22 protein-coding genes and 2 pseudogenes are annotated in these 23,956 nt (G+C 59.8%); 16 read left to right on the top strand and 8 right to left on the bottom strand.

Annotated elements, in window-relative coordinates; translation table 11 throughout:
• Positions 1–81 precede the first annotated feature (81 nt).
• Together mazG and ACYZT1_RS18700 are read left to right on the top strand one after the other, a co-directional pair.
• A complete protein-coding gene (gene mazG, locus ACYZT1_RS18705; protein WP_462019280.1) occupies positions 82–915 on the top strand; it encodes a nucleoside triphosphate pyrophosphohydrolase in 834 nt (277 codons plus the stop codon).
• A gap of 28 nt (positions 916–943) precedes the next feature.
• Positions 944–1,486 (top strand): DUF2058 domain-containing protein, encoded by a 543-nt coding sequence (locus tag ACYZT1_RS18700; RefSeq protein WP_462016138.1) that lies wholly within the window; start codon positions 944–946, stop codon positions 1,484–1,486.
• 134 nt (positions 1,487–1,620) lie between these two features.
• On the opposite strand, the gene fabB is transcribed toward ACYZT1_RS18700, so the two are convergent.
• From fabB to ACYZT1_RS18675, 5 genes are all read right to left on the bottom strand, one after another.
• Entirely contained in the window at positions 1,621–2,841 is a 1,221-nt protein-coding gene (fabB, locus tag ACYZT1_RS18695; protein WP_462016137.1) for a beta-ketoacyl-ACP synthase I, read from the bottom strand.
• Positions 2,842–2,852: 11 nt separating this feature from the next.
• On the bottom strand, positions 2,853–3,368 hold the full coding sequence (gene fabA, locus ACYZT1_RS18690) for a 3-hydroxyacyl-[acyl-carrier-protein] dehydratase FabA (RefSeq protein WP_017127984.1): 516 nt from the start codon (positions 3,366–3,368) through the stop codon (positions 2,853–2,855).
• A gap of 247 nt (positions 3,369–3,615) precedes the next feature.
• Complete coding sequence (locus tag ACYZT1_RS18685; RefSeq protein WP_462016136.1) at positions 3,616–5,517, bottom strand: ATP-binding protein; 1,902 nt, start codon at positions 5,515–5,517, stop codon at positions 3,616–3,618.
• The gene (locus tag ACYZT1_RS18680) at positions 5,514–6,446 is read right to left on the bottom strand and encodes an ABC transporter substrate-binding protein (protein WP_462016135.1); all 933 of its coding nucleotides are present in this window, start codon (positions 6,444–6,446) and stop codon (positions 5,514–5,516) included. Before ACYZT1_RS18680 ends, ACYZT1_RS18685 begins: the two co-directional genes overlap by 4 nt.
• 1 nt (position 6,447) lies before the next feature.
• Entirely contained in the window at positions 6,448–8,571 is a 2,124-nt protein-coding gene (locus tag ACYZT1_RS18675) for a TonB-dependent receptor plug domain-containing protein (protein ID WP_462016134.1), read from the bottom strand.
• A gap of 196 nt (positions 8,572–8,767) precedes the next feature.
• On the opposite strand from ACYZT1_RS18675, the gene ACYZT1_RS18670 reads away from it, so the two are divergent.
• The 5 genes from ACYZT1_RS18670 (at position 8,768) to ACYZT1_RS18650 (ending at position 12,888) form a co-directional block, all read left to right on the top strand.
• Complete coding sequence (locus tag ACYZT1_RS18670; protein WP_462016133.1) at positions 8,768–9,793, top strand: NAD(P)H-dependent glycerol-3-phosphate dehydrogenase; 1,026 nt, start codon at positions 8,768–8,770, stop codon at positions 9,791–9,793.
• A 32-nt stretch (positions 9,794–9,825) separates the two neighbouring features.
• Complete coding sequence (locus ACYZT1_RS18665; protein WP_462016132.1) at positions 9,826–10,173, top strand: DUF4389 domain-containing protein; 348 nt, start codon at positions 9,826–9,828, stop codon at positions 10,171–10,173.
• Entirely contained in the window at positions 10,170–10,625 is a 456-nt protein-coding gene (gene sixA / locus ACYZT1_RS18660) for a phosphohistidine phosphatase SixA (RefSeq protein ID WP_462016131.1), read from the top strand. The genes ACYZT1_RS18665 and sixA overlap by 4 nt, the downstream gene beginning before the upstream one ends.
• A gap of 119 nt (positions 10,626–10,744) precedes the next feature.
• Positions 10,745–12,412 carry an AMP-binding protein gene (locus tag ACYZT1_RS18655; protein ID WP_462016130.1) on the top strand — a complete coding sequence of 556 codons (1,668 nt, stop codon included), beginning with the start codon at positions 10,745–10,747 and terminating at the stop codon, positions 12,410–12,412.
• A gap of 32 nt (positions 12,413–12,444) precedes the next feature.
• Complete coding sequence (locus ACYZT1_RS18650) at positions 12,445–12,888, top strand: hotdog fold thioesterase (protein ID WP_223545484.1); 444 nt, start codon at positions 12,445–12,447, stop codon at positions 12,886–12,888.
• A gap of 300 nt (positions 12,889–13,188) precedes the next feature.
• Here ACYZT1_RS18650 and ACYZT1_RS18645 read toward each other — a convergent pair.
• Positions 13,189–14,246: pseudogene (locus ACYZT1_RS18645) on the bottom strand (IS110 family RNA-guided transposase).
• A 240-nt stretch (positions 14,247–14,486) separates the two neighbouring features.
• On the opposite strand from ACYZT1_RS18645, the gene ACYZT1_RS18640 reads away from it, so the two are divergent.
• The 6 genes from ACYZT1_RS18640 to pyrF all read left to right on the top strand — a co-directional run bounded on the left by ACYZT1_RS18640 (position 14,487) and on the right by pyrF (position 19,169).
• Positions 14,487–15,293, top strand: coding sequence for an alpha/beta fold hydrolase (locus ACYZT1_RS18640; protein ID WP_462016129.1), 807 nt, complete (start codon positions 14,487–14,489; stop codon positions 15,291–15,293).
• Positions 15,290–16,141, top strand: coding sequence for an alpha/beta hydrolase (locus ACYZT1_RS18635; RefSeq protein WP_462016128.1), 852 nt, complete (start codon positions 15,290–15,292; stop codon positions 16,139–16,141). Before ACYZT1_RS18640 ends, ACYZT1_RS18635 begins: the two co-directional genes overlap by 4 nt.
• A 50-nt stretch (positions 16,142–16,191) precedes the next feature.
• On the top strand, positions 16,192–16,398 hold the full coding sequence (locus tag ACYZT1_RS18630) for a thioredoxin domain-containing protein (RefSeq protein WP_462016127.1): 207 nt from the start codon (positions 16,192–16,194) through the stop codon (positions 16,396–16,398).
• An 8-nt stretch (positions 16,399–16,406) separates the two neighbouring features.
• Complete coding sequence (locus ACYZT1_RS18625) at positions 16,407–17,213, top strand: DUF4892 domain-containing protein (RefSeq protein ID WP_462016126.1); 807 nt, start codon at positions 16,407–16,409, stop codon at positions 17,211–17,213.
• A gap of 67 nt (positions 17,214–17,280) precedes the next feature.
• Positions 17,281–18,336: an AI-2E family transporter gene (locus tag ACYZT1_RS18620; protein WP_462016125.1), complete on the top strand. Its 1,056-nt coding sequence runs from the start codon at positions 17,281–17,283 to the stop codon at positions 18,334–18,336.
• 134 nt (positions 18,337–18,470) lie between these two features.
• Positions 18,471–19,169 carry an orotidine-5'-phosphate decarboxylase gene (gene pyrF, locus ACYZT1_RS18615; RefSeq protein ID WP_462019279.1) on the top strand — a complete coding sequence of 233 codons (699 nt, stop codon included), beginning with the start codon at positions 18,471–18,473 and terminating at the stop codon, positions 19,167–19,169.
• Positions 19,170–19,241: 72 nt separating this feature from the next.
• On the opposite strand, the gene ACYZT1_RS18610 is transcribed toward pyrF, so the two are convergent.
• Complete coding sequence (locus ACYZT1_RS18610; RefSeq protein WP_462016124.1) at positions 19,242–20,246, bottom strand: NADP-dependent oxidoreductase; 1,005 nt, start codon at positions 20,244–20,246, stop codon at positions 19,242–19,244.
• A complete protein-coding gene (locus ACYZT1_RS18605) occupies positions 20,243–20,416 on the bottom strand; it encodes a hypothetical protein (RefSeq protein WP_462016123.1) in 174 nt (57 codons plus the stop codon). The genes ACYZT1_RS18610 and ACYZT1_RS18605 overlap by 4 nt, the downstream gene beginning before the upstream one ends.
• Positions 20,417–20,479: 63 nt before the next feature.
• On the opposite strand from ACYZT1_RS18605, the gene ACYZT1_RS18600 reads away from it, so the two are divergent.
• The 3 genes and pseudogenes from ACYZT1_RS18600 to ACYZT1_RS18590 form a co-directional block, all read left to right on the top strand.
• The gene (locus ACYZT1_RS18600; protein WP_462016122.1) at positions 20,480–21,241 is read left to right on the top strand and encodes an SDR family oxidoreductase; all 762 of its coding nucleotides are present in this window, start codon (positions 20,480–20,482) and stop codon (positions 21,239–21,241) included.
• A gap of 176 nt (positions 21,242–21,417) precedes the next feature.
• Complete coding sequence (locus ACYZT1_RS18595; RefSeq protein WP_462016121.1) at positions 21,418–22,791, top strand: aminotransferase-like domain-containing protein; 1,374 nt, start codon at positions 21,418–21,420, stop codon at positions 22,789–22,791.
• 107 nt (positions 22,792–22,898) lie between these two features.
• Positions 22,899–23,954 (top strand): annotated as a pseudogene (locus ACYZT1_RS18590) (methyl-accepting chemotaxis protein); the annotation flags it as partial.
• Between the last annotated feature and the right edge of the window lie 2 nt (positions 23,955–23,956).

Here is a 23,956-nt window from a genome sequence, read left to right as displayed (position 1 = left end):
ACCTCAGTCTTCCAATAGAGTCGAGGTGATGCCATCGCTGGCAGGCCAGCTCCCAGAGGTTTTTGTGGTGAGAGATTAATGATGTACACACTTGAAGACCTGCTGCATCTGATGTCACGCCTGCGCGACCCGCAATTCGGTTGCCCGTGGGACATCAAGCAAACCTGGGAGACCATCGTTGCGCACACCCTCGAAGAAGCTTACGAAGTCGCCGACGCCATTGAGCGCGGCGACTTCGATCATTTGCAGGGCGAGTTGGGGGATTTGCTGTTTCAGGTGGTTTATTACAGCCAGCTGGCGCGGGAAGAAGGGCGCTTCGAATTTGCAGGCGTCATCGACAGCATCACCCGCAAGTTGATCCGTCGTCATCCTCACGTGTTTCCTGCAGGTGATTTGTACGCACCGCTGGATGTCCCGCGTTTGAGTGAAGAACAGGTCAAGCAACGCTGGGAAGAGATCAAGGCCCAAGAGCGCGCCGAGAACTCCGCCGCACCGCAACAACTGTCCTTGCTTGATGACGTGCCTGCCGCGTTACCGGCCTTGTCACGTTCGGCGAAGCTGCAGAAGCGCGCAAGTCAGGTCGGTTTCGACTGGCCGGACGCTTTACCGGTGCTGGACAAGGTCCGCGAAGAACTCGATGAAATACTCGAAGCCATGGCCGACAATGACCCGGTAGCCATAGCCGATGAAGTCGGCGACCTGCTGTTTTCCGTGGTCAATCTGGCCCGGCATCTGAAGGTCGATCCCGAGTCGGCGCTGCGTGGCGCCAACAACAAGTTCGACAGACGCTTCCGTTTTATCGAACAGGCATTGCGCGATACCGGTCGTCCCATGGAAGATTGCACGCTCGAAGAGTTGGACGCCCTGTGGGGTGAAGCCAAACGTCAGGAAAAGAATTTGCCCGGCTGCGGTTGAGCAGTTGCCTAAGTGAGAAACAAGCACCATGAGCATTTCCCTTCGCGACCAGTTACTCAAAGCAGGGCTGGTCAACCAGAAGCAGGCCAAACAGGTCGGCAAAGACAAGCAGAAGCAGCAGCGCCTGGCTCATAAAGGCCAGATCGAGCTCGACGACTCGCAGCAGCGTGCAGCACAGGAAGCCAAGGCAGAGAAGGTCAAGCGCGATCAGGAGCTGAACCGTCAACAGCAGGAAAAAGCTGAAGCCAAGGCCCGCGCTGCCCAGGTCAAGCAATTGATCGAGGCCTCGCGTCTGCCGAAGCTGACCACCGAGGACTATTACAATTTTGTCGACGACAAGAAGGTCAAGCGCCTCTCGGTCAACACGCTGATGCGTAACAAGCTCAGCAGTGGCTCGCTGGCCATCGTGCACCATGCCGGCGGCTACGAGGTGATCCCGCGTGAGGCGGCACTGAAGATCCAGGAACGCGATCCACAACGCATTGTGCAGTTGAATGTGCAGACTGAAGAAGTTGCCGCCGAAGACGATCCGTACGCGGCCTATCAGATCCCTGATGATCTGATGTGGTAACCCGATAACGTACACTGCCAAAACCGCAGGAGTTGGCGAAGCCAGCACCTGCAGGGCGGTGTGGTGACGTCATAAACCAAGGCAAAAAAACGCCCCGAACCAGTCGGGGCGTTTTTTTGTTCGGCGGGGCGGTATTACTTGCCCGACCAGCGCTTCAGGACCAGCGTGGCGTTAGTGCCACCGAAACCGAAGCTGTTGCTCATCACGGTGTTGATGGTGGCGTCTTCGCGCGTTTTGGTCAGGATCGGCATGTCAGCCACTTCCGGGTCCAGCTCGTCGATGTTGGCGGAACCTGCCATGAAGTTGCCTTCCATCATCAGCATGCAGTAGATCGCTTCGTGAACGCCAGCAGCGCCCAGGGAGTGACCCGACAGGCTCTTGGTGGAGCTGATCGCCGGAGCCTTGTCGCCGAACAATTCACGAACACCTTTCATTTCCGCGACGTCGCCGACCGGGGTCGAGGTGCCGTGGGTGTTGAGGTAGTCGATTGGTGCGTCGACGGTGGACATGGCCATCTGCATGCAGCGGATGGCGCCTTCGCCGCTTGGGGCGACCATGTCGTAGCCGTCGGAGGTCGCGCCGTAGCCAACGATCTCTGCGTAGATTTTCGCGCCGCGGGCCAGGGCATGTTCCAGCTCTTCAACCACGACCATGCCGCCACCGCCAGCGATGACAAAACCGTCACGTTTGGCGTCGTAGGCACGGGACGCTTTTTCCGGGGTCTCGTTGTACTGGCTCGACAGTGCGCCCATGGCGTCGAACAGGAACGACTGGCTCCAATGCTCTTCTTCACCGCCGCCGGCGAACACGATGTCCTGCTTGCCCATCTGGATCTGTTCCATGGCGGTACCGATGCAGTGAGCACTGGTGGCGCAGGCAGAAGCGATGGAGTAGTTCAGGCCCTTGATCTTGAACGGGGTGGCCAGGCAAGCGGAAACGGTGCTGCTCATGGTCCGCGTAACGCGGTATGGGCCGACGCGCTTGACGCCTTTCTCGCGCAGGATGTCCAGCGCTTCCATCTGGTTCAGCGTGGAAGCACCACCGGACCCGGCAATCAGGCCGGTGCGCGGGTTGGAGACTTGTTCATCGGTCAGACCGGAGTCAGTGATGGCGTCTTTCATGGCCAGGTAGGCGTAAGCCGCCGCGTGACCGACGAAGCGATAGATCTTGCGATCGATCAGCTCTTCAAGAGGAAGGTCGATGGAGCCGGAAACCTGGCTACGCAGACCCATTTCAGCATATTCCGGGTTGAACCGGATGCCAGGGCGACTTGCACGCAGGTTAGCGGAGACGGTCTCTTTGTCATTGCCCAGGCACGAAACGATGCCCAGACCAGTGATAACGACGCGGCGCATGCGGATAACCCTTAGAAGTTGTCAGTGGAGGTGAAAACGCCGACCCGGAGGCCTTCGGCGGTGTAGATCTCGCGACCGTCAACCGTCACCGAACCGTCAGCAATAGCGAGGTTCAGCTTGCCTTTGAGGACGCGCTTGATCTGAATGTTATACGTAACTTTCTTCGCGGTCGGCAGGACCTGACCAAAGAACTTCACTTCGCCCGAACCCAGCGCACGGCCGCGGCCCGGCAGGCCTTGCCAGCCCAGAAAAAAGCCGACCAGTTGCCACATGGCATCCAGGCCAAGGCAGCCCGGCATCACCGGATCACCTTCGAAGTGACAGGCGAAAAACCACAGGTCCGGAGTGATATCCAGTTCGGCGACCAACTCACCTTTGCCGTACTTGCCGCCTTCTTCGCTGATATGGGTGATGCGATCCACCATCAGCATGTTCGGGGCGGGCAGTTGCGCGTTACCCGGACCGAACAGCTCGCCGCGACTGCAGCGCAGCAGATCTTCCCGAGTAAAGGCGTTTTGTTTGGTCATGCGAGCTCCTCAATAGTCCCATGCGGCAGGTGGGGCAAATCTTCCCGACCGTTCGAAGCGTTCATGCCTCGAGTCGGCAGCCTACTCATAGACTATTGCGTTGTGGTGAAAGTCACAGCGCCAAGGACATGAATGTACACTTGTGCACTGAAATTATTATTTGAGCCCGATTTCGGGCCCGTTCGGGTGCCTAAGACTGCCGCACTTTCGCTTTTCATGCCAGCCGCAGATGGTCGAAAGGCCAGTGCTACTGCACCCATCGCTGCAGAATCTGCTGCAGATCGGCCCTTTTGAACGGCTTCGCCAGGTAATCGTTCATTCCCGCTGATAAACAGGCTTCGCGGTCGCCCTGCAAGGCGTTGGCGGTCAGGGCGATGATCGGCACGTCTGTGCATCCGGGCAATTGACGGATCTGGCGGGTAGCTTCGTAGCCATCAATGATCGGCAGTCGACAGTCCATCAGAATCGCTTCAAAAATAAGGCTTTCGGCACTGCGTACAGCCTGAGCGCCATCGGTTGCCACGCTCACAGTAAAGCCCAGACTGCGCAACATTGCCTCGATGACGGTCTGGTTGACGGGGTTATCTTCCACCAACAACACATTTCGTCCAGCACCATCGCCGTTTGCCGAGGGAATGCGTGGAACGCTCACCTTGGGCATCTGTTTCGAAAGCGCCAGCGGTATTTCCAGTGTGAACACCGAGCCGCGGCCTTCTTCGCTCTGCGCGCGCAATGTGCCGCCCATGCGTTCGGCCAGCGTTCGGGCGATCGGCAGCCCAAGGCCAGTGCCACCATATCGTCGCGAAATCGAACTGTCGGCTTGCTGGAACGCGTCGAACATCAGCTCCAGGCTCTCGGCCGGGATGCCGATGCCGCTGTCGCGCACGGTGCAGGTGAACCACAACAATTCATGATCCAGCGCTTGCCACTGCGATTCGATGCTGACGCGGCCTTGCTCGGTGAACTTCAGCGCGTTGCCCACCAGGTTGACCAGAATTTGCCGGATCCGCGTCGGATCCCCTTGTACCTGCAACGCGCACATGTCCTGTGGGATCGATAGTGCCAGGTCAAGCCCGCGCTGCGCGGCACTGTGCTGAAACGACTGCGCGCAACTGCTGATCAGGTCCACGAGATTGAACGGGATGTGCTCAAGCTCCAGTTCAGAACGCTCGATGCGCGAGAAGTCGAGAATGTCGTTGATCACCTTGAGCAGGTGTTCCGTGGATTCCGAGGCCAGCGCCGCATACTCGGCCTGTTCTTCGGTCATCTCGGTGGTTTCGAGCAATTGCAGCATGCCCAGCACGCCATTCATCGGCGTGCGTAGCTCATGGCTCATCATCGCCAGGAATTCGGATTTGGCGTTGTTGGCCTTCTCCGCTTCTTCGCGGGTCTGGATCAATTGCGCCATTGCCTGATGCTGTTCACGGCTGGCCTGCTCAAGGCCGCGGGCGAGGTTATTGATGTGCTGCGACAATGCACCGAGTTCGGCATCGTCAACGATCGGCAGCGGCGTTTTGTAATCGCCCAGTTGAATCGCCTTGACCGCGTCGCCAATGTCGCGGATCGGCTTCGACAGGCTGCTGGCCAGACGCCGCGCAATGAGAAAGGTGAACAGCAATGCGCACAACGCGAGCACGGCGGCCTTGAGGAGGATTTCCTGCTGACGTTTGCTGAATGCATCGCTCGACAGACCGACAATCACCCGGCCCAGATAATCTTCGACGGGCGCTGTACCGGCGGCTTTGGTGTTCTGGAAAAAATCATTATTGAGTGCGATGCGCTGCAACCGGACCGGCGCCTGAAACACTTCGACCTGTCGTGAGCGCGAGTGGCTTTCCGAGGGGTGCTCGACGTACACCAGAATCCGGTCGGCGCTGTCCTGAACCTCAAGGAATCGCACATTGGGCGTGGCGAGTGTGGCCTTGAGCAAACTTTCCAGCACGTCGTTGTTACCCGAAATCACTCCGTATTCCGTCGCCGGGGCCAACTGATTCGCGATCAGCTGGCCGGTGTGGTTGAGCTCCTGACGCAGGTCCTGAATTCGCACGAAGGTGAAAAAACTGATCAACAACAGTGTGACCAACAGGGCCGGGCCGAGGCTGATGATCTGGGTGCGGGTGCTGATGTCCCAGCAACGACGGAAGGTCATGGGCGGCGTTCTCCTTCGGCCAACAGTGATGCGACAGATGCTTCATTCATCTGTTCCATACCTAATGAACGAGCGACTTGCGGGTTGGTTGCAACCTTGAAGCGGTGCGGGTAGTAGGTGCGCGGCCAACTCGCGGCAGGCCGGTCGAGCAAGGTGTCGAGGATCGCCAGCCAATCGCTTTGATCGCTGTAGGTACTGGCCAGGCTGCCGGCCTTGACGAACGCGGCGTTGGGGCCAATCAGGGCCGTTTGTCGCGCATAGCTGCTGAGCAGCAGGTTCTTCGCGGTTTTCGGGTTGTACAGGTCGGGATCGTCGAGGCCCAGCAGCACGTCGCTGTTTTTCAGCAGGTTTTGCAGTGGTCGGCTGTCACGGGTGGCGTCCCAGCGTTCGCTGACAATCTCCAGGCCCAGAGGCTGAGCAGCCTGGCGCAGCTCCTTGAGGAGAAACTCGCTGTGATCCTCGTAAAGCACACCGATGCGCTTGGCCTCCGGCAGGAGGATTCGCGACAGGCGCAGTTGCCGCTCAAGCGGCGGGTCGCTCCAGAGCAGACTCAAGCGCGGCGGCAAAGCCGAACCCAGGCGCTGGCGAGCTTGCAGACGACTGATGCGCAGCACCAGAGTGGGCGGGCCCTTGACGTCCTGCAGGCGCCAGTCGAGGCTGGGCGGGTCCAGCAGAATCAATCGGGTGGCGTTGGGCAATTCGCCGGGGGCAGGCAGGCTGGCCAAAGGCTGGAAGCGTACCGTGTCCGCCGGGCGCAACTCAGCCAGTGCCGAGGCGAAGGCATGCATGCCGGGGCTGTCCTCGGTGCCGGTCATCAGAATGTCTGCCGCCTGGGCAGTCGCACTGCCCAGCAGGCCGGCAAACGACAGGCACACCACTGCCAGCAGGCGGCCAAGGATTGGCGTCATCCGTGACTGAGGTTGGGTCATCCTAGAACGCCAGCTCCGCGCTGAAGTAAATCACTCGTCGCTCGTCGTAGCGATTATCGATGAAGGTCGTGGGCTGGCGGTCCAGGCGCTGCTGAAGTACGCCGGCCAGTTCCAGATGGGCGTGGCCCAACTGCAGGTGTTTGGCGAGGCGCGTATCGACCCGCTCGAAGCGATAACCGTTGAGCGCATCGTCGCCATAATAGAAGAGTGCGCTGTTCCAGCCGTGGCCCCAGTCACGCAGCCATCCGGCAGAACCGCTGTTGCGCGCGGTCTGTTGTGCATCCAGCGGATTGCTCGCCTCTGCATCGACATAGGCGTAGGTCAGGCGAAGTCGGTCGGCGCGGTTGAGGCGCCAGTCGAGTTGGGTCTCCGCGCCATTGAAGCGCGAGCTGTTGGCGTTACTGGCGATGTACTGATTATTGCGCAGCGGCTCGCTGATCATGCCGGTGATTTCGTCATGGAATACCTTCACGTCCACCGCCAGCCCTGGCCCGGCGAAGTAACCGTTGTAACCCAATTCGCGGGAGCGCATGTGTTCCTGATCGAGATCGCCAGGGCCACGGGTCCTGACGAAATAACGCGCGCTGCTCTGGCCGTAGGCACGGGGCCTCAGATGGGTCACCCGATAGCTCCAGTTAACGTTGTTCTCGAACATGTCCGGCGAACGGATCGCCTCCGAATACACTGCGCGCAATCCGTGGCGCGGATTGATCAGGTAGTTGACCGCTACTCGCGGGGTCAACGAACTGCCGATCAACTGTGTGTCTTCGAACATCGCGCCGCCCTGCAGCAACCAGTGTTCACTGGCGCGCCACTCGATCTGGCCAAATGCTCGCCAGCGGGTGTCATCGAACGTGCCGTTGAAGTAGGTCTCGGAATCGGCCCGGTCGTAACGATAGTTCAAACCGCTGACCAGACGCAGGCTGTCGGACAGGCTGAGGGTGTCCTGCAGTTCGAGGTCATAGCGCGACTCCCGCACGCTCTGGTCGATATCGCCGCATAAGGTCTGGCTGGCGCCATTGCGCCATTGCCACAGAGCCTGGTTGGCCAGGGTTTGCTCGGTGATCGTGCCTGCCGGCGCGCCGGGACCGACGAAGCGCTCGATATTGCGCGCCAGGCGTTCGGTGTAGTTCGGATTGAGCTGCCAGAGCTCGGCCAATTCAGGGCTGAAGGACACTTCGGCGTCGCAGGCGCGCCAGGTTTGCTGACGGTCCCAGTGTTGAGCCGAGCCCTGGAAATAGAGGCTGTGGTCGGGGTTGAGGTCGAGGTTCCAGCGCAGGGAGCCTGCGTAATCCTTGGCCGTGACGTCGGAATTGTTGCCTGCGGCAGTGATCCCCGAGAACACCGGGCGGTAGGTATACGGCCGTTGGTTGGCGCCGTCCTTGCCGCTCAATTGCCAGTCGATGCTTTGCCGCTCGTTCAGCGCCTGGCTGACGGCGAGGTTAAAGCGATTCAAGCGGCGACTGTCTCGGTAATCCGCGCCGGTGCGGTCCGAATCGAAACCGTCATCTTCCTGCCCGGACAGCGAGAGGCGCACGTCGCCGCCATCCCAGCCCAGGCCCTGACTGGCATGGGAATCATTGATGCCACGCTGGCCACGAGTCACTTTCATCCGCGTGCCGTGGCTGTCGGCCGGGCGACGGGTGATGATGTTGACCACCGCCATCAGCGCATTGGCGCCATAGCTGACGGTATTCGGCCCCCGAAACACTTCCACGCGCTCGATGTCTTCCATGGCCACCGGGATGTCGCTCCAGTCCACCGTGGCCAGGCCGGCGCGGTACACCGAGCGGCCATCGATCAGCACTTGCATGCGTCGCGCTTCACTGGCGTTGGTGCCGTGGTAGTTCACGGCAGGCTGATTGCCGTTGATGTTGCCGACCATCATGCCCGGCACCAGGCGCAGCAATTCGCTGATGTCGCGGGCGCCGCTGGCGGTGATCAGCCCGTCGTCGATCACCGTCATGCTCCCCGGCACCGCCGCCGGCGACTGCTTGAGCCGGGTGGCGGTCAGCACTTGCGGCAGCGGCTCGCTGTCGAGGAACACATCGTCGGCCTGTAACGACGGGCTGAGGATCAGCGTCAGAAACAGCGGCAAACGGGAGGACGCAGTAGCAAAAGACACGACACAGCCTTGAAAGCGAACGATTGGCGCGCATGTTAACCGAGCCTATCCGGTTTTCCAGTGACGAAGGCGGCATTTTCCTCGATTTTGTTGGTCTTCGTTATACACAAGCCGGTGATTGTACAGAGGGGTGGTCGCCGTCGGGACGCTCCGTATAATGCCGGCATCGCCACTGGTATGGATTAACGGATTGCATATGACTGAACAGCGCCCGATTGCAGTCCTGGGAGGCGGAAGTTTTGGAACCGCCGTGGCCAATCTTCTTGCCGAGAACGGGCATCAGGTCCGACAGTGGATGCGTGATCCCGAGCAGGCCGAGGCCATCCGGGTCAATCGCGAAAATCCGCGTTACCTCAAGGGCATCAAGATATTGCCGGCGGTCGAGCCTGTGACCGACCTGCTTGCCACGCTGGAAAGCTGCGATTTGTGTTTCGTCGCATTGCCGTCCAGCGCGCTGCGTTCGGTGCTCGCGCCCCATGCCGAGCGCTTGAGTGGCAAGTTGCTGGTGAGCCTGACCAAAGGCATCGAAGCTCACACCTTCAAACTGATGAGCCAAATCCTCGAAGACATCGCCCCGCAAGCGCGCATCGGGGTGTTGTCGGGGCCGAACCTGGCCCGGGAAATTGCCGAACACGCGCTGACGGCCACGGTGGTCGCCAGTGAAGACGAAGAACTCTGCCAACGGGTTCAGGAAGCATTGCATGGCAAAACCTTTCGCGTGTATGCCAGCGCCGATCGCTTCGGCGTGGAATTGGGCGGGGCGCTGAAAAACGTCTATGCGATCATCGCCGGCATGGCGGTGGCGCTGGGCATGGGCGAGAACACCAAGAGCATGCTGATCACCCGTGCTCTGGCGGAAATGACCCGGTTTGCCGTCAATCAGGGTGCCAACCCGATGACCTTCCTCGGCCTGGCGGGCGTGGGCGACTTGATCGTGACCTGTTCGTCGCCGAAAAGCCGCAATTATCAAGTCGGCTTTGCCCTCGGTCAGGGCCTGAGCCTTGAAGAGGCGGTGACGCGACTGGGTGAAGTCGCCGAAGGGGTGAACACCTTGAAAGTGCTTAAGGCCAAGTCCCAGGAAGTCGGTGTGTACATGCCGCTGGTCGCCGGACTGCACGCGATCCTGTTCGAAGGGCGCACGCTGGATCAAGTGATCGGTCTGTTGATGCGCGGCGAACCGAAAACCGACGTCGACTTTATTTCTACCAGTGGTTTCAACTGACCACGTTGCTCAAAACAGACAAGGAATTTCACATGAACGATCCGAAAACAGAAGCCAGGTACGAGTCCATCCTGCTGCGGGTGTTGTGGATGATTGTCTACATGCTGGTCTGGCAGGTTGCGCAGTTCATCCTTGGCGCGGTGGTGCTGGTCCAGTTGATCTATCGTTTGATATACGGCGCCCCGAGCGCCAGCCTTATGAATTTCGGTGACAGCCTGAGCCAGTTCCTGGCGCAGATCGGTCGTTTCGGCAGCTTCCACAGCGACCACAAGCCTTGGCCGTTCGCCGATTGGCCGACGCCGCGTACGCCGGAAGGTGAAACACCGCACGTTGTGGCGCCGGCACCGCACCCGGCCCGAGATGAGGAGCCGAAACTATGAAACTCTGGGTACTGCGTCACGGTGAAGCCGAACCTCACGGCACACGCCCCGATTCCGTACGGGCGTTGACGGCGCATGGTCGTGAAGAGGTGTTGCGCATTGCCGCCGAGCTGGTCGGGCAGCCAATCACGGCGATCTACGCCAGCCCGTTCCTGCGCGCTCAGCAGACAGCAGATATTGTCAAAGAGGCGCTGGGGTTCGCTCCCGAGATCCGTACTGTCGAATGGTTGACCCCGGACTATCGCCCGCAGTCAGTGGCCGAACAGTTGATTTCGGTGGATTACGCATTGCTGGTCAGCCATAACCCGTTGGTGGGAAATTTGCTCGGTTACCTGCAGCACGGTCACGTACAAGACCCGGAATCGGTGAAGACTGCGGGTCTCGCGGAGCTTGAAGGCGACCTGCCGCTGGCGGGCGCAATGAAGCTCAACAGCATCAAACACCCTGGTTGACTGAAGAAACCGGGTCCCACAGGCTTCGTGGCGTGGTGGGATTTTGTTTGAAATAGTCAACCAAGCAACCGCTTGGTTGACTACGCTTGCTCCAGACCCCAAAAACAGGAGCGAGTCGTATGTCTGCCGCTTTTCGCCTGCCGCTGGACGTGTTTTACGAGCGTGAGGCCCGTCATCCGCGCCAGCGTTATCTGGTGCAGCCCATCGGCGGCGGCCAGGTAGAGACGCTCACTTGGGCGGACGTCGGCCATCAGGCTCGCTGCGCCGCCCACTGGTTGCGTGCGCGGGAATTGCCGCTAGGCAGCCACATCGCCCTGATCTCGAAAAATTGCGCACACTGGATCATCGCCGACCTGGCGATCTGGATGGCCGGGCACGTGTCGGTGCCGCTGTACCCAAACCTCACGGCTGAATCCGTCGCGCAAGTGCTCGAACATTCCGAGGCTGCGCTGGCTTTCATTGGCAAGCTGGACAATTGGCCTGGCATGTCCTGCGGAGTCAGCCCGCAGCTGACGACCATCAGCCTGCCATTGCACCCGTCCGGTGCGTTCGATTTCAGCTGGGACGATCTTCAGGCGAATTCTCCGATTCGGGATGACCCGAAGCCGTCCGCCGAACAGCTGGCAACGATTATCTACACCTCCGGCACTACCGGCATTCCCAAAGGCGTGATGCACAGCTTTGGCAATCTGGGATTCGCCACCACTCGCGGCACTCAGCTGTTCGGGCTCAACGAGTCGGACCGATTGCTGTCGTACCTGCCGCTGTGCCATGTCGCTGAGCGGATGTTCGTCGAGCTGGCATCGGTCTACACCGGGCAAACGGTATTTTTTGCCGAGAGCCTCGACACCTTTCTCACCGATTTGCAGCGCGCGCGCCCGACTGCACTGTTCGGCGTGCCGCGTATCTGGACCAAATTCCAGATGGGCGTGTACAGCAAGATCCCGGCTAAACGTCTTGATTTTCTGCTTGGTTTGCCCTTCATCGGCAAGCAGGTCGGACACAAAGTACTGGCGGGGCTCGGGCTCGATGCCTTGCGCGTCGCCCTGTCCGGTGCTGCGCCGGTCCCGCAGACCCTGCTGCTGTGGTATCGCAAGCTCGGGCTGGATGTGCTCGAGGTATATGGCATGACCGAGAGCTGCGGGTATTCTCATATTGGTCGGCCTGGCGAGCATAAACCTGGCTGGATCGGCAAACCGTGTCCGGACGTGGACGTGCGCATCGACCATTCGGGCGAGGTCATGGTGCGCAGTGGCGCGACCATGCTCGGCTACTTCAAGGAGCCCGAAAAAACCGCCGACACGATTACCGCAGACGGCTTCCTGCGCACCGGCGACAAAGGCGAACAGGATGCCGAAGGCTATCTGCGCCTCACCGGCCGGTTGAAGGAAATCTTCAAGACCAGCAAAGGCAAATACGTCGCCCCGGCGCCGATTGAAAATCGCCTGGCGGTGCATTCACGGATCGAGCAAGTCTGTGTGGTCGGCGACGGTTTAAGCGCGCCGTTGGGCTTGTGCGTGCTCTCGGCGGTCGGTCAGCAGGACGCGGCCGGCACGGCCCGCGCGGGGCTGCACTCGAGCCTGGAAAAACTTTTGGAGGAGGTCAACGGCGCGCTCGACAAACATGAGCGTCTGCGTCGGCTGATCGTGGTCAAAGACAGCTGGGCCGTGGAAAACGGCTTTCTGACGCCAACCCTGAAGATCAAGCGCAACGTGATCGAAGCGGCTTACGGCGCCCGGTTCCAAGAATGGAGCGAGCGCAATGAGGCCGTGCTGTGGCAGGATTGAGTCATCCATAAAACCAACAAAGGATGTCGGCAATGAGTCTGTGGCGTACCACTCCGAACATTGAACAGTTGAACGCGATCCAGAAAAATACCATTGGCGAAGTGCTGGATATCCGCTTCGAAGCCTTCGATGACGAGTCCCTGACCGCGAGCATGGTCATCGACCATCGCACTCATCAGCCTTACGGCCTGCTGCACGGCGGGGCTTCGGTAGTGCTGGCCGAATCGGTCGGTTCGATGGCCAGTTATCTGTGCATCGATGCCAGCAAGTTTTATTGCGTCGGTCTGGAGATCAACGCCAACCACCTGCGAGGGCTGCGCAGTGGGCGGGTGACGGCCGTGGCCAAGCCAATCCACATCGGGCGCACGACGCACGTCTGGGACATTCGCCTGACCAGTGATGAAGGCAAGGCCAGTTGCGTGTCGCGGTTGACCATGGCGGTGGTGCCGTTGGGGGAGAATCCGCCCGCTCGCTGATTGACGCTCCCTGTAGCCTCGGTCGAACGCAGCCTGCGGCAGCTGCTATGTATGGACTCGCCCCCACTGTCTACCCGCTTTTGAAAAACTGTCGCCCCGTTGCATCTATGTATTAGGCCTATTCGTGGAAGCCGTCTTCGGCTTCTGGCCAAAATTGGAAAAGCTCGTGGTATGCCGATTACAGTCAGGCCTCGAAGGCCAGTAGCAGCTTAGGCATCAATCCACGCCGGTCTTACCTGGGGTCAATTTTTTTCAGCAAAGGGTCGGACAGTCAGTACCTCGGTGGCAGAACTCTGTCGCTCAGTGGCTCATCGTCGCTCGCTGGCCATCACCCGTGTGGCGACGATAAGTCTGGTCATTCTGTAGAAGCACCCAGACGATTCGCAGGTTGCGGTTGGCTAACCTGATCGCCGCCTCCTTACGGCCCAGCCGGCTCATCCAGCGCAACAAGCGGCGGTCATCGGGTTGCTGGGAATCAGGTCGTAGCTGTTGCAGCACCGAATGGGCTCCCTGGATCATCAGGCTGCGTAAATACACATCACCTCGCTTGGTCATGTCACCCAGCCGCACCGTCTGCCCGCTGCTGTGCTGGTCAGGCACCATGCCAAAGTACGCGGCAAACTTGCGGGCATTGGGAAACCGCTCAGGCTTGGTTTCCTTGGCCACCAGTGCCGTGGCAGTGACTGGGCCGATGCCGCGCACAGTCATCAATCGCTTCGCCGTTATGTCGGCGTTGGCAGCCACTTCCAGGCGTCCCGTCAACACGCTGATGCGCTCGCCCAAATGGCGCCATTCGGCCAACAGTTCGTCGATCAGTTCGCGCAGCAGGCTCGGCAGCGGCTGGGTCGCATCTTCCAGTACCCGCGGAATTTTCTGGCTGATCGCAACATCGCCCTGCGCCAAGGCCACGCCGTGCTCGAGTAGCAAACCGCGCATCTGATTACTTACTGCCGTACGTCGACGTACATAACCCTGACGAGCACGATGCAACGCCTGCATTGCCAGCGCCGCAACGCTTTTGACCGGTACTGCGCAGATTTTTTCATCGCGTCCAGCCCGCAGAATTGCCAGCGCATCGTTGCGATCGTTTTTAGGCCCGCTGCGGTGTGTGGCCACCAAATTGGCTGGAAGAATGCGCGCCAGATTGCCTTTGTCTTGCAGCTGCCGGGCCCAGGCTTGAGCACCCGGACCGGTCTCCATCAAAACCACGACATGAGGCGGCAACTGTTGGAGAAACTCATAAAACGCCTCGCGCGACTTGATCCGCTGCTCGTAGCGCACCTGGCCGAGGACATCTTCACCGGCGACCTAAAAACCTGCTTGGCCAGATCGACCGCCACGGTTGTGCAGGCCGACAAATCGGAAGAAGACAGGGATTGATCAATCGAAGTATGCTTTTTCATGGACTCGCCCTCGCTGTCGTTGGCTGTTTAGACTGCCACCGTGGCGCATTGACGCCTCGGCTTGGGCGAGTCCATCCAATTACAAGGTTGTTATCACTCTGACCGGGCTGTCATCATTCCTGGCAGTTACGGTCATTGCGTCGCGCGCCGGCCATGCGGACAATCAAGCTTTGTTTCGTGAAGGGAATGGCCGGTATGTCGCAGCAGATATTTTTCGCCCACGCCAATGGATTTCCCTCCGGAACCTACGGCAAGCTGTTTGCGGCGCTGGCGCCCGAGTATCAGGTGACGCATCTGGAGCAGCATGCTCACGACCCGCGCTTCCCGGCAGACGACAACTGGCACAATCTGGTGGACGAGCTGATTCATCATCTTGAGCGGCAAGCACAGCCGGTCTGGGGTGTCGGCCATTCCCTCGGCGGCGTGCTGCATCTGCATGCGGCACTGCGCTGTCCGCAGCTGTATCGCGGCGTGGTGATGCTCGATTCACCGGTGCTTACCCGCACCGATCAATGGGTGATCCGCGCGGCCAAGCGCTTCGGTTTTATTGATCGCCTGACGCCGGCCGGTCGTACCTTGGGTCGTCGTGAAGAATTCACTGATATGGAATCCGCCCGAGCGTATTTCGCCGGCAAAACGTTGTTTCGTGGTTTTGATCCGGACTGTTTCGATGCCTATCTGCAACACGGTTTGCACAGGGTCGGCGACACCCTGCGGCTGCGCTTCGACCCGGCTACGGAAATCAGCATCTACCGGGGCGTGCCGCATACCAGTCCCGGCCGCGCACGCCAGCTGAAGGTGCCACTCGCAGTGGTGCGCGGGCATAAAAGCCGCGTTGTGATGCGCCATCACACCAGCGCCGTTGGCCGTATGCCGCTGGGTGAATCCCTGACCATGCCCGGTGGGCACATGTTTCCTCTCGAACGTCCGCATGAAACCGCGACCTTGCTGAAAAACCTGTTCAATCGCTGGGACGCGCGCCGCGAGCAGGATTGCGCATGAACGGCGTGGAAGAAGTCCGTTTGAACCTGCCGCACATCGAGTTGGCAGCACACCTGTCGGGTCCCGAGGACGGTTTGCCGGTGATCGCCCTGCATGGGTGGCTGGACAACGCCAACAGCTTTGCCCGATTGGCGCCCAAGCTAGAGGGGCTACGGATTATTGCGCTGGACATGGCGGGTCACGGCCATTCCGGGCATCGACCGACCGGGGCCGGTTATGCGATGTGGGACTACGCCCACGACATACTGCAGGTTGCAGAACAGCTGGGCCTGCAGCGTTTTGCATTGATGGGGCACTCCATGGGCGCCATCGTTTCGTTGATTATTGCCGGCTCGTTGCCCGAACGCGTCACTCATCTTGCGTTGATCGACGGCGTCATTCCTCCTACAGACAAAAGCGAAAATGCTGCCGAACGCATGGGGATGGCCCTGCAAGCACAACTGGACCTGCGTGAGAAGCGCAAGCCGGTCTACGCCACACTGGACCGCGCCATCGAAGCACGCATGAAAGGCTTGGTGGCAGTCAGTCGCGAAGCGGCCGAGCTGCTGGCCCAGCGGGGACTTGCGCCGGTGCCGGGCGGTTACACCTGGCGCACCGACAACCGCCTGACGCTGCCTTCGCCACTGCGTCTTACCACCGAGCAGGCGATGGCGTTCGCAGGACGTGTGAGTTGCCCGGCGACCCTTGTTGTCGCTGCAGATGGCATGCTGGCCAAACATCCCGAGTTGCTCGACCGGCTTCCCTTCACCCGGGAACAACTGCCAGGCGGCCATCATCTGCACCTGAATGATGACCCCGGTGCCAAGCTTGTCGCAGACTGTTTCAATCGCTTTTTCGCCGTTCCTTGACTTGAGCGAGGCAACTGTCGAGGCTGGGCAGGTTGAAATGGGAGACAACCATGATAGATCTCTACACCGCTGCGACCCCGAATGGCCACAAGGTCTCTATCGTGCTCGAGAAACTCAGCCTGCCCTGCACGGGGCTTGCCTTAAGTGTCGACAACAAGGAACACAGGTATTTCAAGACGGTGCAGCGAGGGCTGATACCGAACCGCATCGATGACACCAGCGTCATCCAAGGTGCCCAGGCCATGCTGATCCGATGAACCTGCCCATGCGATTACTCGGTGTTATGGCGTTGTGCAGTCTCAGCCCTCTATTGTTTGCTGCCGATGTACCTGGCAGTCAGGACTTGCCGATCGTGCCGCGTATGGCCGATGCGCAAATTGTCGACTATCGTCCGGCGGCTGAACTCGAGCGGATCTACCCCTTGGGTTCGATCCGCAAGATCAGCGGGCAGCTGCGTTTCGACGGACAGGTCAGCGCCCGCGGTCAAGCCACATCGGTGACTTACGAGTTACCGCCGGAGCATTCTTCAAACGCGGCATTCACTGCGGCTCGCGAAGCACTGCAAACCCAGGGTGCGCAGTTGCTGTTCTGGTGTCAGGCGCGTGATTGTGGCGAGAGCAGCCTCTGGGCCAACGATGTGTTCAGCAATGCCAAACTCTATGGCGCCGACGATCAACAGGCCTACCTGCTGCTGCGACTGGCTGCTCCGCAGGACAACACGCTGGTGGCGCTGTACGGGATCACCCGCGGCAATCGCAAAGCTTATCTGCATGTCGAGCAGTTCGACGCGGCAGCGCCGCTGGGTGATCTGCTGCCAACCTCCGCCACTTTGTTGCGCCAGCTCAAAAGTACCGGCGAGCTGGATTTACCCAAACTCACGCAGGCCCCGGACGACACTTGGCTGCGCTTGCTCTCGCGCGCTCTGAATCTGGACACGGCCTTGCGCGTGGCTGTTTCCGGGCCAAACGCCGAGGCCTGGCGTCAGGCGTTGATAGGGAAGGGCGTGCGGGCAGCGCGAATGGAAACAGGCAGTGTCGAAGGCTCTGGCTTGCGCATCGAGCTGTTGCGTTAAGCTGTAGCGGGCGAACACGCCAGTCGTGTTCGCCTACTCCTTCTGACTGACTTTTTTCGAGAACCGGATGATCAATAACGATCGGCTGTTGGTGCAAATCCTGCTCCTGGTGCTGTTTGGCGCGAGCTTCTGGGTAATGGCGCCGTTCTGGTCGGCCATGTTTTGGGGGGCTGTGCTGGCGTTTGCCAGTTGGCCATTGATGCGCCTGCTGACCCGTTGGCTCAACGGCCGGGAGTCTCTGTCGGCAGCGCTGCTGACCATGGGCTGGATGATATTGGTGGCGGCGCCGTTGGTCTGGCTGGGTTTCAACCTGGCGGACCATGTACGCGATGCCACTGCCTTCATCAAGGATGTGCAGGTCGACGGCCTGCCCGAGGCGCCTTCCTGGCTGGGCGGCATTCCGCTGGTGGGGGAGCGGATCGTCGGCATCTGGAACAGCATTGATCAACAGGGTGCGGCGATGATGGTCTCGCTCAAACCCTATCTGGGACAGGTCGGGAACTGGCTGCTGGCGCGCAGTGCACAAATTGGCGGCGGCATTCTCGAGCTGACGTTGAGCATCGTGTTCGTATTCTTTTTTTACCGCGACGGGCCGCGACTGGCGGCGTTCGTCCATGGTCTGCTGCAGCGACTGATCGGTGATCGCGCCGGGTATTACATTGAACTGGTCGCCGGCACTGTGCAGCGGGTAGTGAACGGGGTCATCGGTACTGCCGCTGCTCAGGCGGTTCTGGCGCTGATCGGCTTCCTGATTGCCGGCGTACCGGGTGCACTGGTGCTTGGCATCGTTACATTTTTGCTGAGCCTGATTCCAATGGGGCCACCGTTGGTGTGGATCCCGGCCACGGCGTGGTTGGCCTGGAAGGGTGATTATGGTCTGGCGATATTTCTCGGCTGCTGGGGCATGTTCATCATCAGCGGCGTCGACAACGTGCTAAAGCCTTATCTGATCAGTCGCGGCGGCAATTTGCCGTTGGTCATCGTCTTGCTTGGCGTATTTGGCGGCTTGATTGCGTTCGGCTTCATCGGCCTGTTTATCGGTCCGACGTTGCTGGCCGTGGCTTACAGCCTGTTGACCGACTGGAGCAAGAGCCAGGCGCGGGTTGATGATCGCCGCCCCTGAGGAATAGGGCTCGACACAGTCGGCGCAAAAGCCAGTCTTGGTTGGGCGCCGACGATTCACCGATCATCGGGTCCCGCAGCCGCGTTGGTTCCGCTACAATGCGCGCCGATTTCATCCTGCCTGAGAGCCCGCACATGTCCGCCTGCCAGACGCCAATCATCGTCGCCCTGGATTACCCCACCCGTGACGCCGCACTTAAACTGGCCGACCAGTTGGACCCGAAACTGTGCCGGGTCAAAGTCGGTAAGGAGCTGTTCACCAGCTGTGCGTCGGAAATCGTTGGCACCCTGCGTGACAAGGGCTTCGAAGTATTCCTGGACCTCAAATTTCACGACATCCCGAACACCACCGCCATGGCGGTAAAAGCGGCGGCGGAAATGGGTGTGTGGATGGTCAACGTGCATTGCTCCGGCGGTTTGCGCATGATGGCTGCCTGCCGTGAAGTACTCGATCAGCGTAGCGGCCCGAAACCTCTGCTGATCGGGGTGACCGTGCTGACCAGCATGGAACGTGAGGACCTGGCCGGTATCGGTCTGGATATTGAGCCGCAGGAGCAAGTGCTGCGTTTGGCAGCCCTGGCAGAAAAGGCCGGGATGGACGGTCTGGTGTGTTCGGCGCTGGAAGCCCAGGCATTGAAGGCCGCGCATCCTTTGCTGCAACTGGTGACGCCGGGGATTCGCCCGTCGGGCAGCGCGCAGGACGATCAACGGCGCATTTTGACGCCTCGCCAGGCATTGGACGCCGGTTCCGATTATCTGGTGATCGGGCGTCCAATCAGTCAGGCGGCAGACCCGGCGAAGGCGCTGGCGAACGTTGTGGCTGAACTGGCCTGATCAGCCGGTGAAAATACATAGGGGAGAGAGCCTGCTGCTCCCCTATGGGGATGATCCGAATTCCATCCCGAGTCAGACTTTCAACACCAGCTTGCCGAAATTCTCACCGCTGAACAATTTCATCAGCGTCTCCGGGAACGTCTGCAGTCCTTCGACGATATCTTCCTTGCTCTTGAGCTGCCCCTTGGCCATCCAGCCAGCCATTTCCTGCCCGGCTGCGGCGAATTGTGCGGCGTAATCCATGACCACGAAGCCTTCCATCCGCGCCCGGTTGACCAACAGGGACAGGTAATTGGCCGGCCCCTTGACCGCTTCCTTGTTGTTGTACTGGCTGATAGCGCCGCAGATCACCACGCGTGCCTTCATGTTCAGCCGGCTTAATACCGCGTCAAGAATATCGCCGCCGACATTGTCGAAATACACGTCGACGCCTTTCGGACATTCGCGTTTCAGGCCGGCGTGAACGTCTTCGCTCTTGTAATCAATAGCGCCGTCAAAACCCAGTTCGTCGATCAGGAATCTGCATTTTTCCGCGCCGCCTGCGATGCCGATCACCCGGCAACCTTTGATTTTGGCAATCTGCCCGGCAATGCTGCCAACCGCACCGGCTGCGCCCGAAAGCACCACGGTATCGCCTTCCTTCGGTGCGCCAACGTCAAGCAGCGCAAAGTAAGCGGTCATCCCGGTCATGCCCAGCGCCGACAAGTAGCGCGGCAGCGGCGCCAGCCTGGGGTCTACCTTGTAAAAGCCACGGGGCTCGCCGAGGAAGTAGTCCTGCACGCCGAGCGCGCCGTTGACGTAGTCGCCGATCGCGAATCCTGAATTGTTCGATGCCACGACTTTGCCTACGCCCAATGCGCGCATCACTTCACCAAGGCCGACCGGCGGGATGTAGGACTTGCCCTCGTTCATCCAGCCACGCATCGCCGGGTCCAGGGACAGGTATTCATTCTTGACCAGAATCTGCCCGGTCGCCGGTTCGCCGACGGGTACTTCCTGATAGGTGAACGTCTCGCGGGTGGCCGCGCCGACGGGACGTTTGGCGAGCAGGAACTGGCGGTTGATCGGGTTTGTCATGACAGGCGCTCAAGATGAATGAAGCCTTGTTGATAGCCCTTCAGGGTCAATGCTGCAAGTCTGGCCGATACGGCGAATGCAGGTTTATCCAGTGCAGTGATGATGATCCTGGCACTTCCATCACCGCCACTCATGGGCGCCCAACCGGTCTTCTGATAGTGCTGCCGCACGGTGACACCGTGCGCCTAGACTGAGCACCTGGACATTCAACATCTTCCTTGAGGACAAACCCCATGAGCATGACGTTTTCCGGTCAGGTTGCCGTTGTGACAGGCGCGGCCAATGGCATTGGCCGCGCGACCGCCCAGGCATTTGCCGCCGAGGGATTGAAGGTGGTGGTCGCTGACCTCGATACTGCCGGTGGTGAAGGCACGGTTGCGCTGATTCGTACGGCGGGCGGGGACGCCACTTTCGTCCGCTGCGACGTCACTCTGGAAAGCGATGTAAAAAATCTGATGGCCGATGTGGTGAATGCCTACGGCCGTCTCGACTATGCGTTCAACAATGCGGGCATCGAAATCGAAAAGGGCAAACTGGCCGACGGCACTGTCGACGAATTCGACGCCATCATGGGCGTCAACGTCAAAGGTGTCTGGCTGTGCATGAAATATCAGTTGCCCTTGTTGTTGGCCCAGGGCGGTGGTGCCATCGTCAACACCGCCTCTGTGGCGGGCCTCGGGGCTGCGCCAAAGATGAGCATTTACGCCGCTTCCAAACACGCCGTGATCGGTCTGACCAAATCGGCGGCCATCGAGTACGCGAAGAAAAAAATCCGCGTCAATGCGGTATGCCCGGCGGTGATCGACACCGACATGTTCCGTCGTGCCTATGAGGCTGACCCGAAAAAAGGTGAATTTGCCAACGCGATGCATCCGGTGGGCCGGATTGGCAAGGTCGAAGAAATTGCCGGCGCGGTGTTGTACCTGTGCAGCGACGCGGCGGCGTTTACCACCGGTCATTCGCTGGCGGTAGATGGCGGCGTCACGGCGTTCTGACACTCCATCAAGCTGTAGGATAACCCAGTCTTTGAGCGGTTTTTTTCTGCCCCTGAAAGCGCCCGCATTGTGTTTCAAATGGTTAGAAATCCGCGTTTTGTCGGCGTTGTCGCACAGCCCGTCGACCGCTCCTGTGATTAACTGCTCCCCGCCAAACGAACAGGAGTTGCATGCTCATGGAATTGAGAATCGATCGACAGGCATTGGTGCCGGTCGTGCAACAAATCGCCGACGCACTCGCATTCTGGCTTCGCCAGACCGAGCTGTCTCCGGGAACGCGTCTGCCTTCGGCGCGGCAAATCGCCAGAATCAATCTGCTCAGTCAGTCCAGTGTGGTGGAGGCTTGTGATCGGCTGGTGGCTCAAGGTGTGCTGGGCGCGCGCCACGGCGCGGGCTTTTTCATTGTCGCGGCGCCAGCGGCTGCCTCGGATGCATCCTGGCTCAGAGGTGCTGATGCAGGGCTGCTTGCCGCCACGGATAGGCTGACGCTGGGTTATGGCGGTTTACCGCACAGCTGGCGCGAAACTGATGATCTCAGCTATGCGATCCGCCAGGTCAGTCGTTCCGACATGGCCGCCGTCTTCGACTACAACTCGCCGCTTGGCCTGCCGGCCCTGCGTCAGCAGATAATCAAGCGCTTGAGCTTGCTGGATATCGCCGCTAACGAGGACAGCATGATGACGGTCGCGGGCGCGAGCCAAGGATTCGATCTGATCGTCCGTACGTTGCTCGATCCAGGCGATTGTGTGGTGTTGGAAAGCCCCGGGAATCCAGTACTGTTCGAGTTGTTGAAGCTGCACGGCGTCACAGTTCTCGAAGTGCCACGCACACCTTGCGGGCCTGACGTCGAAATGCTGCAAGCATTGTTGGTGAACCACCAGCCCCGGGCGCTGTTCATCAACAGCTTTCATCACAATCCAACCGGTAGCAGCCTGGCGCCAGCGGTGGCGCAGCGAGTTGTTCAACTGGCCAAAATCCATGGTCTGGTGTTGATCGAAGACGACGTCTATGCCGACTTGCACAGCGGTCCGGGTGTGCGGCTCGCGGCGCTGGATGCCAGCGTAATTTACGTCGGCAGCTTCTCCAAGACACTCAGCAGCTCGTTAAGAGTCGGCTTCATAGTGGCCAGTCCCGAGGTGATCGCGAAACTGGCCAATGTAAAATCCATAAGCAGTCTGGGCACTTCAGCATTCAGCGAGGCGGTACTGACGTGCTTGCTGGCCAGCGGTGCTTACCGCAAATTGGTACAGCGGCTGCGCCTGCGTTTGAACACTGACCGTGCAGCCGCCTTGCAGATGCTTGAGGACGCCGAGTGGGAGGTCTTCGGCAAACCGGGCGGGCTGTTCATCTGGGCACGTTCACGCAAGTGCACCTACGCGGAGGTGAATTCACTGGCACGGCGCTTTGGTGTGTCGTTGTCGTCACAGACATCTTTCAGCCCTACAAGCGAGGGCGGTGAGTGGCAGCGTATCAACGTGACCTGTGCCTGCGATCCTCGCGCTCGCGCATTCTTTCAGGCCACCTCTGTGGATCGACCTCGAGCGTTCTGAAAACGACGGCGGCGTAGCTTTTTGCCATTATTGCAGCGCCAGAGACTTGTGCCGATTCCGGTGCGTTGCGAATCTGCATCATCTGACTATTTCAGGGGGCACGTGCAATGATTTCGGCCGCGCAAGGAAATTTTGCCAACCTCGGTATGGCGAAAAAACTGGGAGTCGGGTTTGCCCTGGTGCTGCTGTTGACAGCCTTGGTGGCCGCCATCGGCGTGTGGTCCCTGCAAACCATCAGCGTGCGTTTCGATGGGCTGAAAAAGATGTCGTCGCTCAACAGTGGCCTGGTTCAAGTACGACTGCTGGAGCAGGAATACGCCCTGCGCGGTAACGCGAAGACAGTTACTGCTCTGCATGAAGGGGTAGGCGCGCTGGGCGTCCTGGCCAATGAGCTCAGGTCTTCCTCTGCAGTCAACATACCCGTGATGAATGATGTCGAGCAGTCGCTGATCGCGTATCGCCAGGCCTTCGACGAATTTGTTTCGTTGAGCCAGGCCAAGGACCTTGCGCTTGAGATGGCCAGTTGGTCTGTGTCGAGCGTGGCTAATAACCTGGACGTGCTGCAGGCCGGGCTCGCTGATGACGGCGGTTACACCCTGAAGGAATCCGGGGGCAGAGACGGCAGCCAGTTCATTGATCAAGCCAGTCAGGTCAGCCAGGTTGCGCGCCTGATGTTGCAGGCCATGAACGAAGCGCGCGTGCGCCTGGACCAAAGCCGCAAAGGTGATGACAGTGCCCCGCAAGGCAAAATCGAGCAGGCTGAACAGGCGCTCACCCAGGCTGAACTATTGAAAGCCATGGTCAAGGACGAGGGTTATCAAACCGTGCTCAACGAGGTGGTCGGGCACATTGGCGGTTTCAGTGAGAAACTCGCGGAATACACCGGCCTGCTGGCTCAGGAAAAAATCGTCCATGCGCAGCTGCATCAGCGCGCTCAACAGGTGACGGCCCGAGTTGATCAGGCTTATGTAGCCGAAGACCAGGCGATGCAGGCCGAATTGCAGAAAAACTCCGTGCTGATCATCGGCTCTTCGGCCTTGGCGCTGCTGGTCGGGTTGCTTGCTGCATGGGTCATCACCCGACTGATCGTCGCGCCGTTGCGAAGCGTGATTGGTGTTGCGCAGCAGATTGCTTCCGGCGATTTGAGCGGGACGGTTGCAGTGAC

The sequence above is a fragment of the Pseudomonas sp. PB3P13 genome, assembly GCF_054897735.1.
The sequence above is the reverse complement of the archived record's forward strand: the minus strand, read 5'-3'. Positions and strand labels throughout refer to the sequence as shown.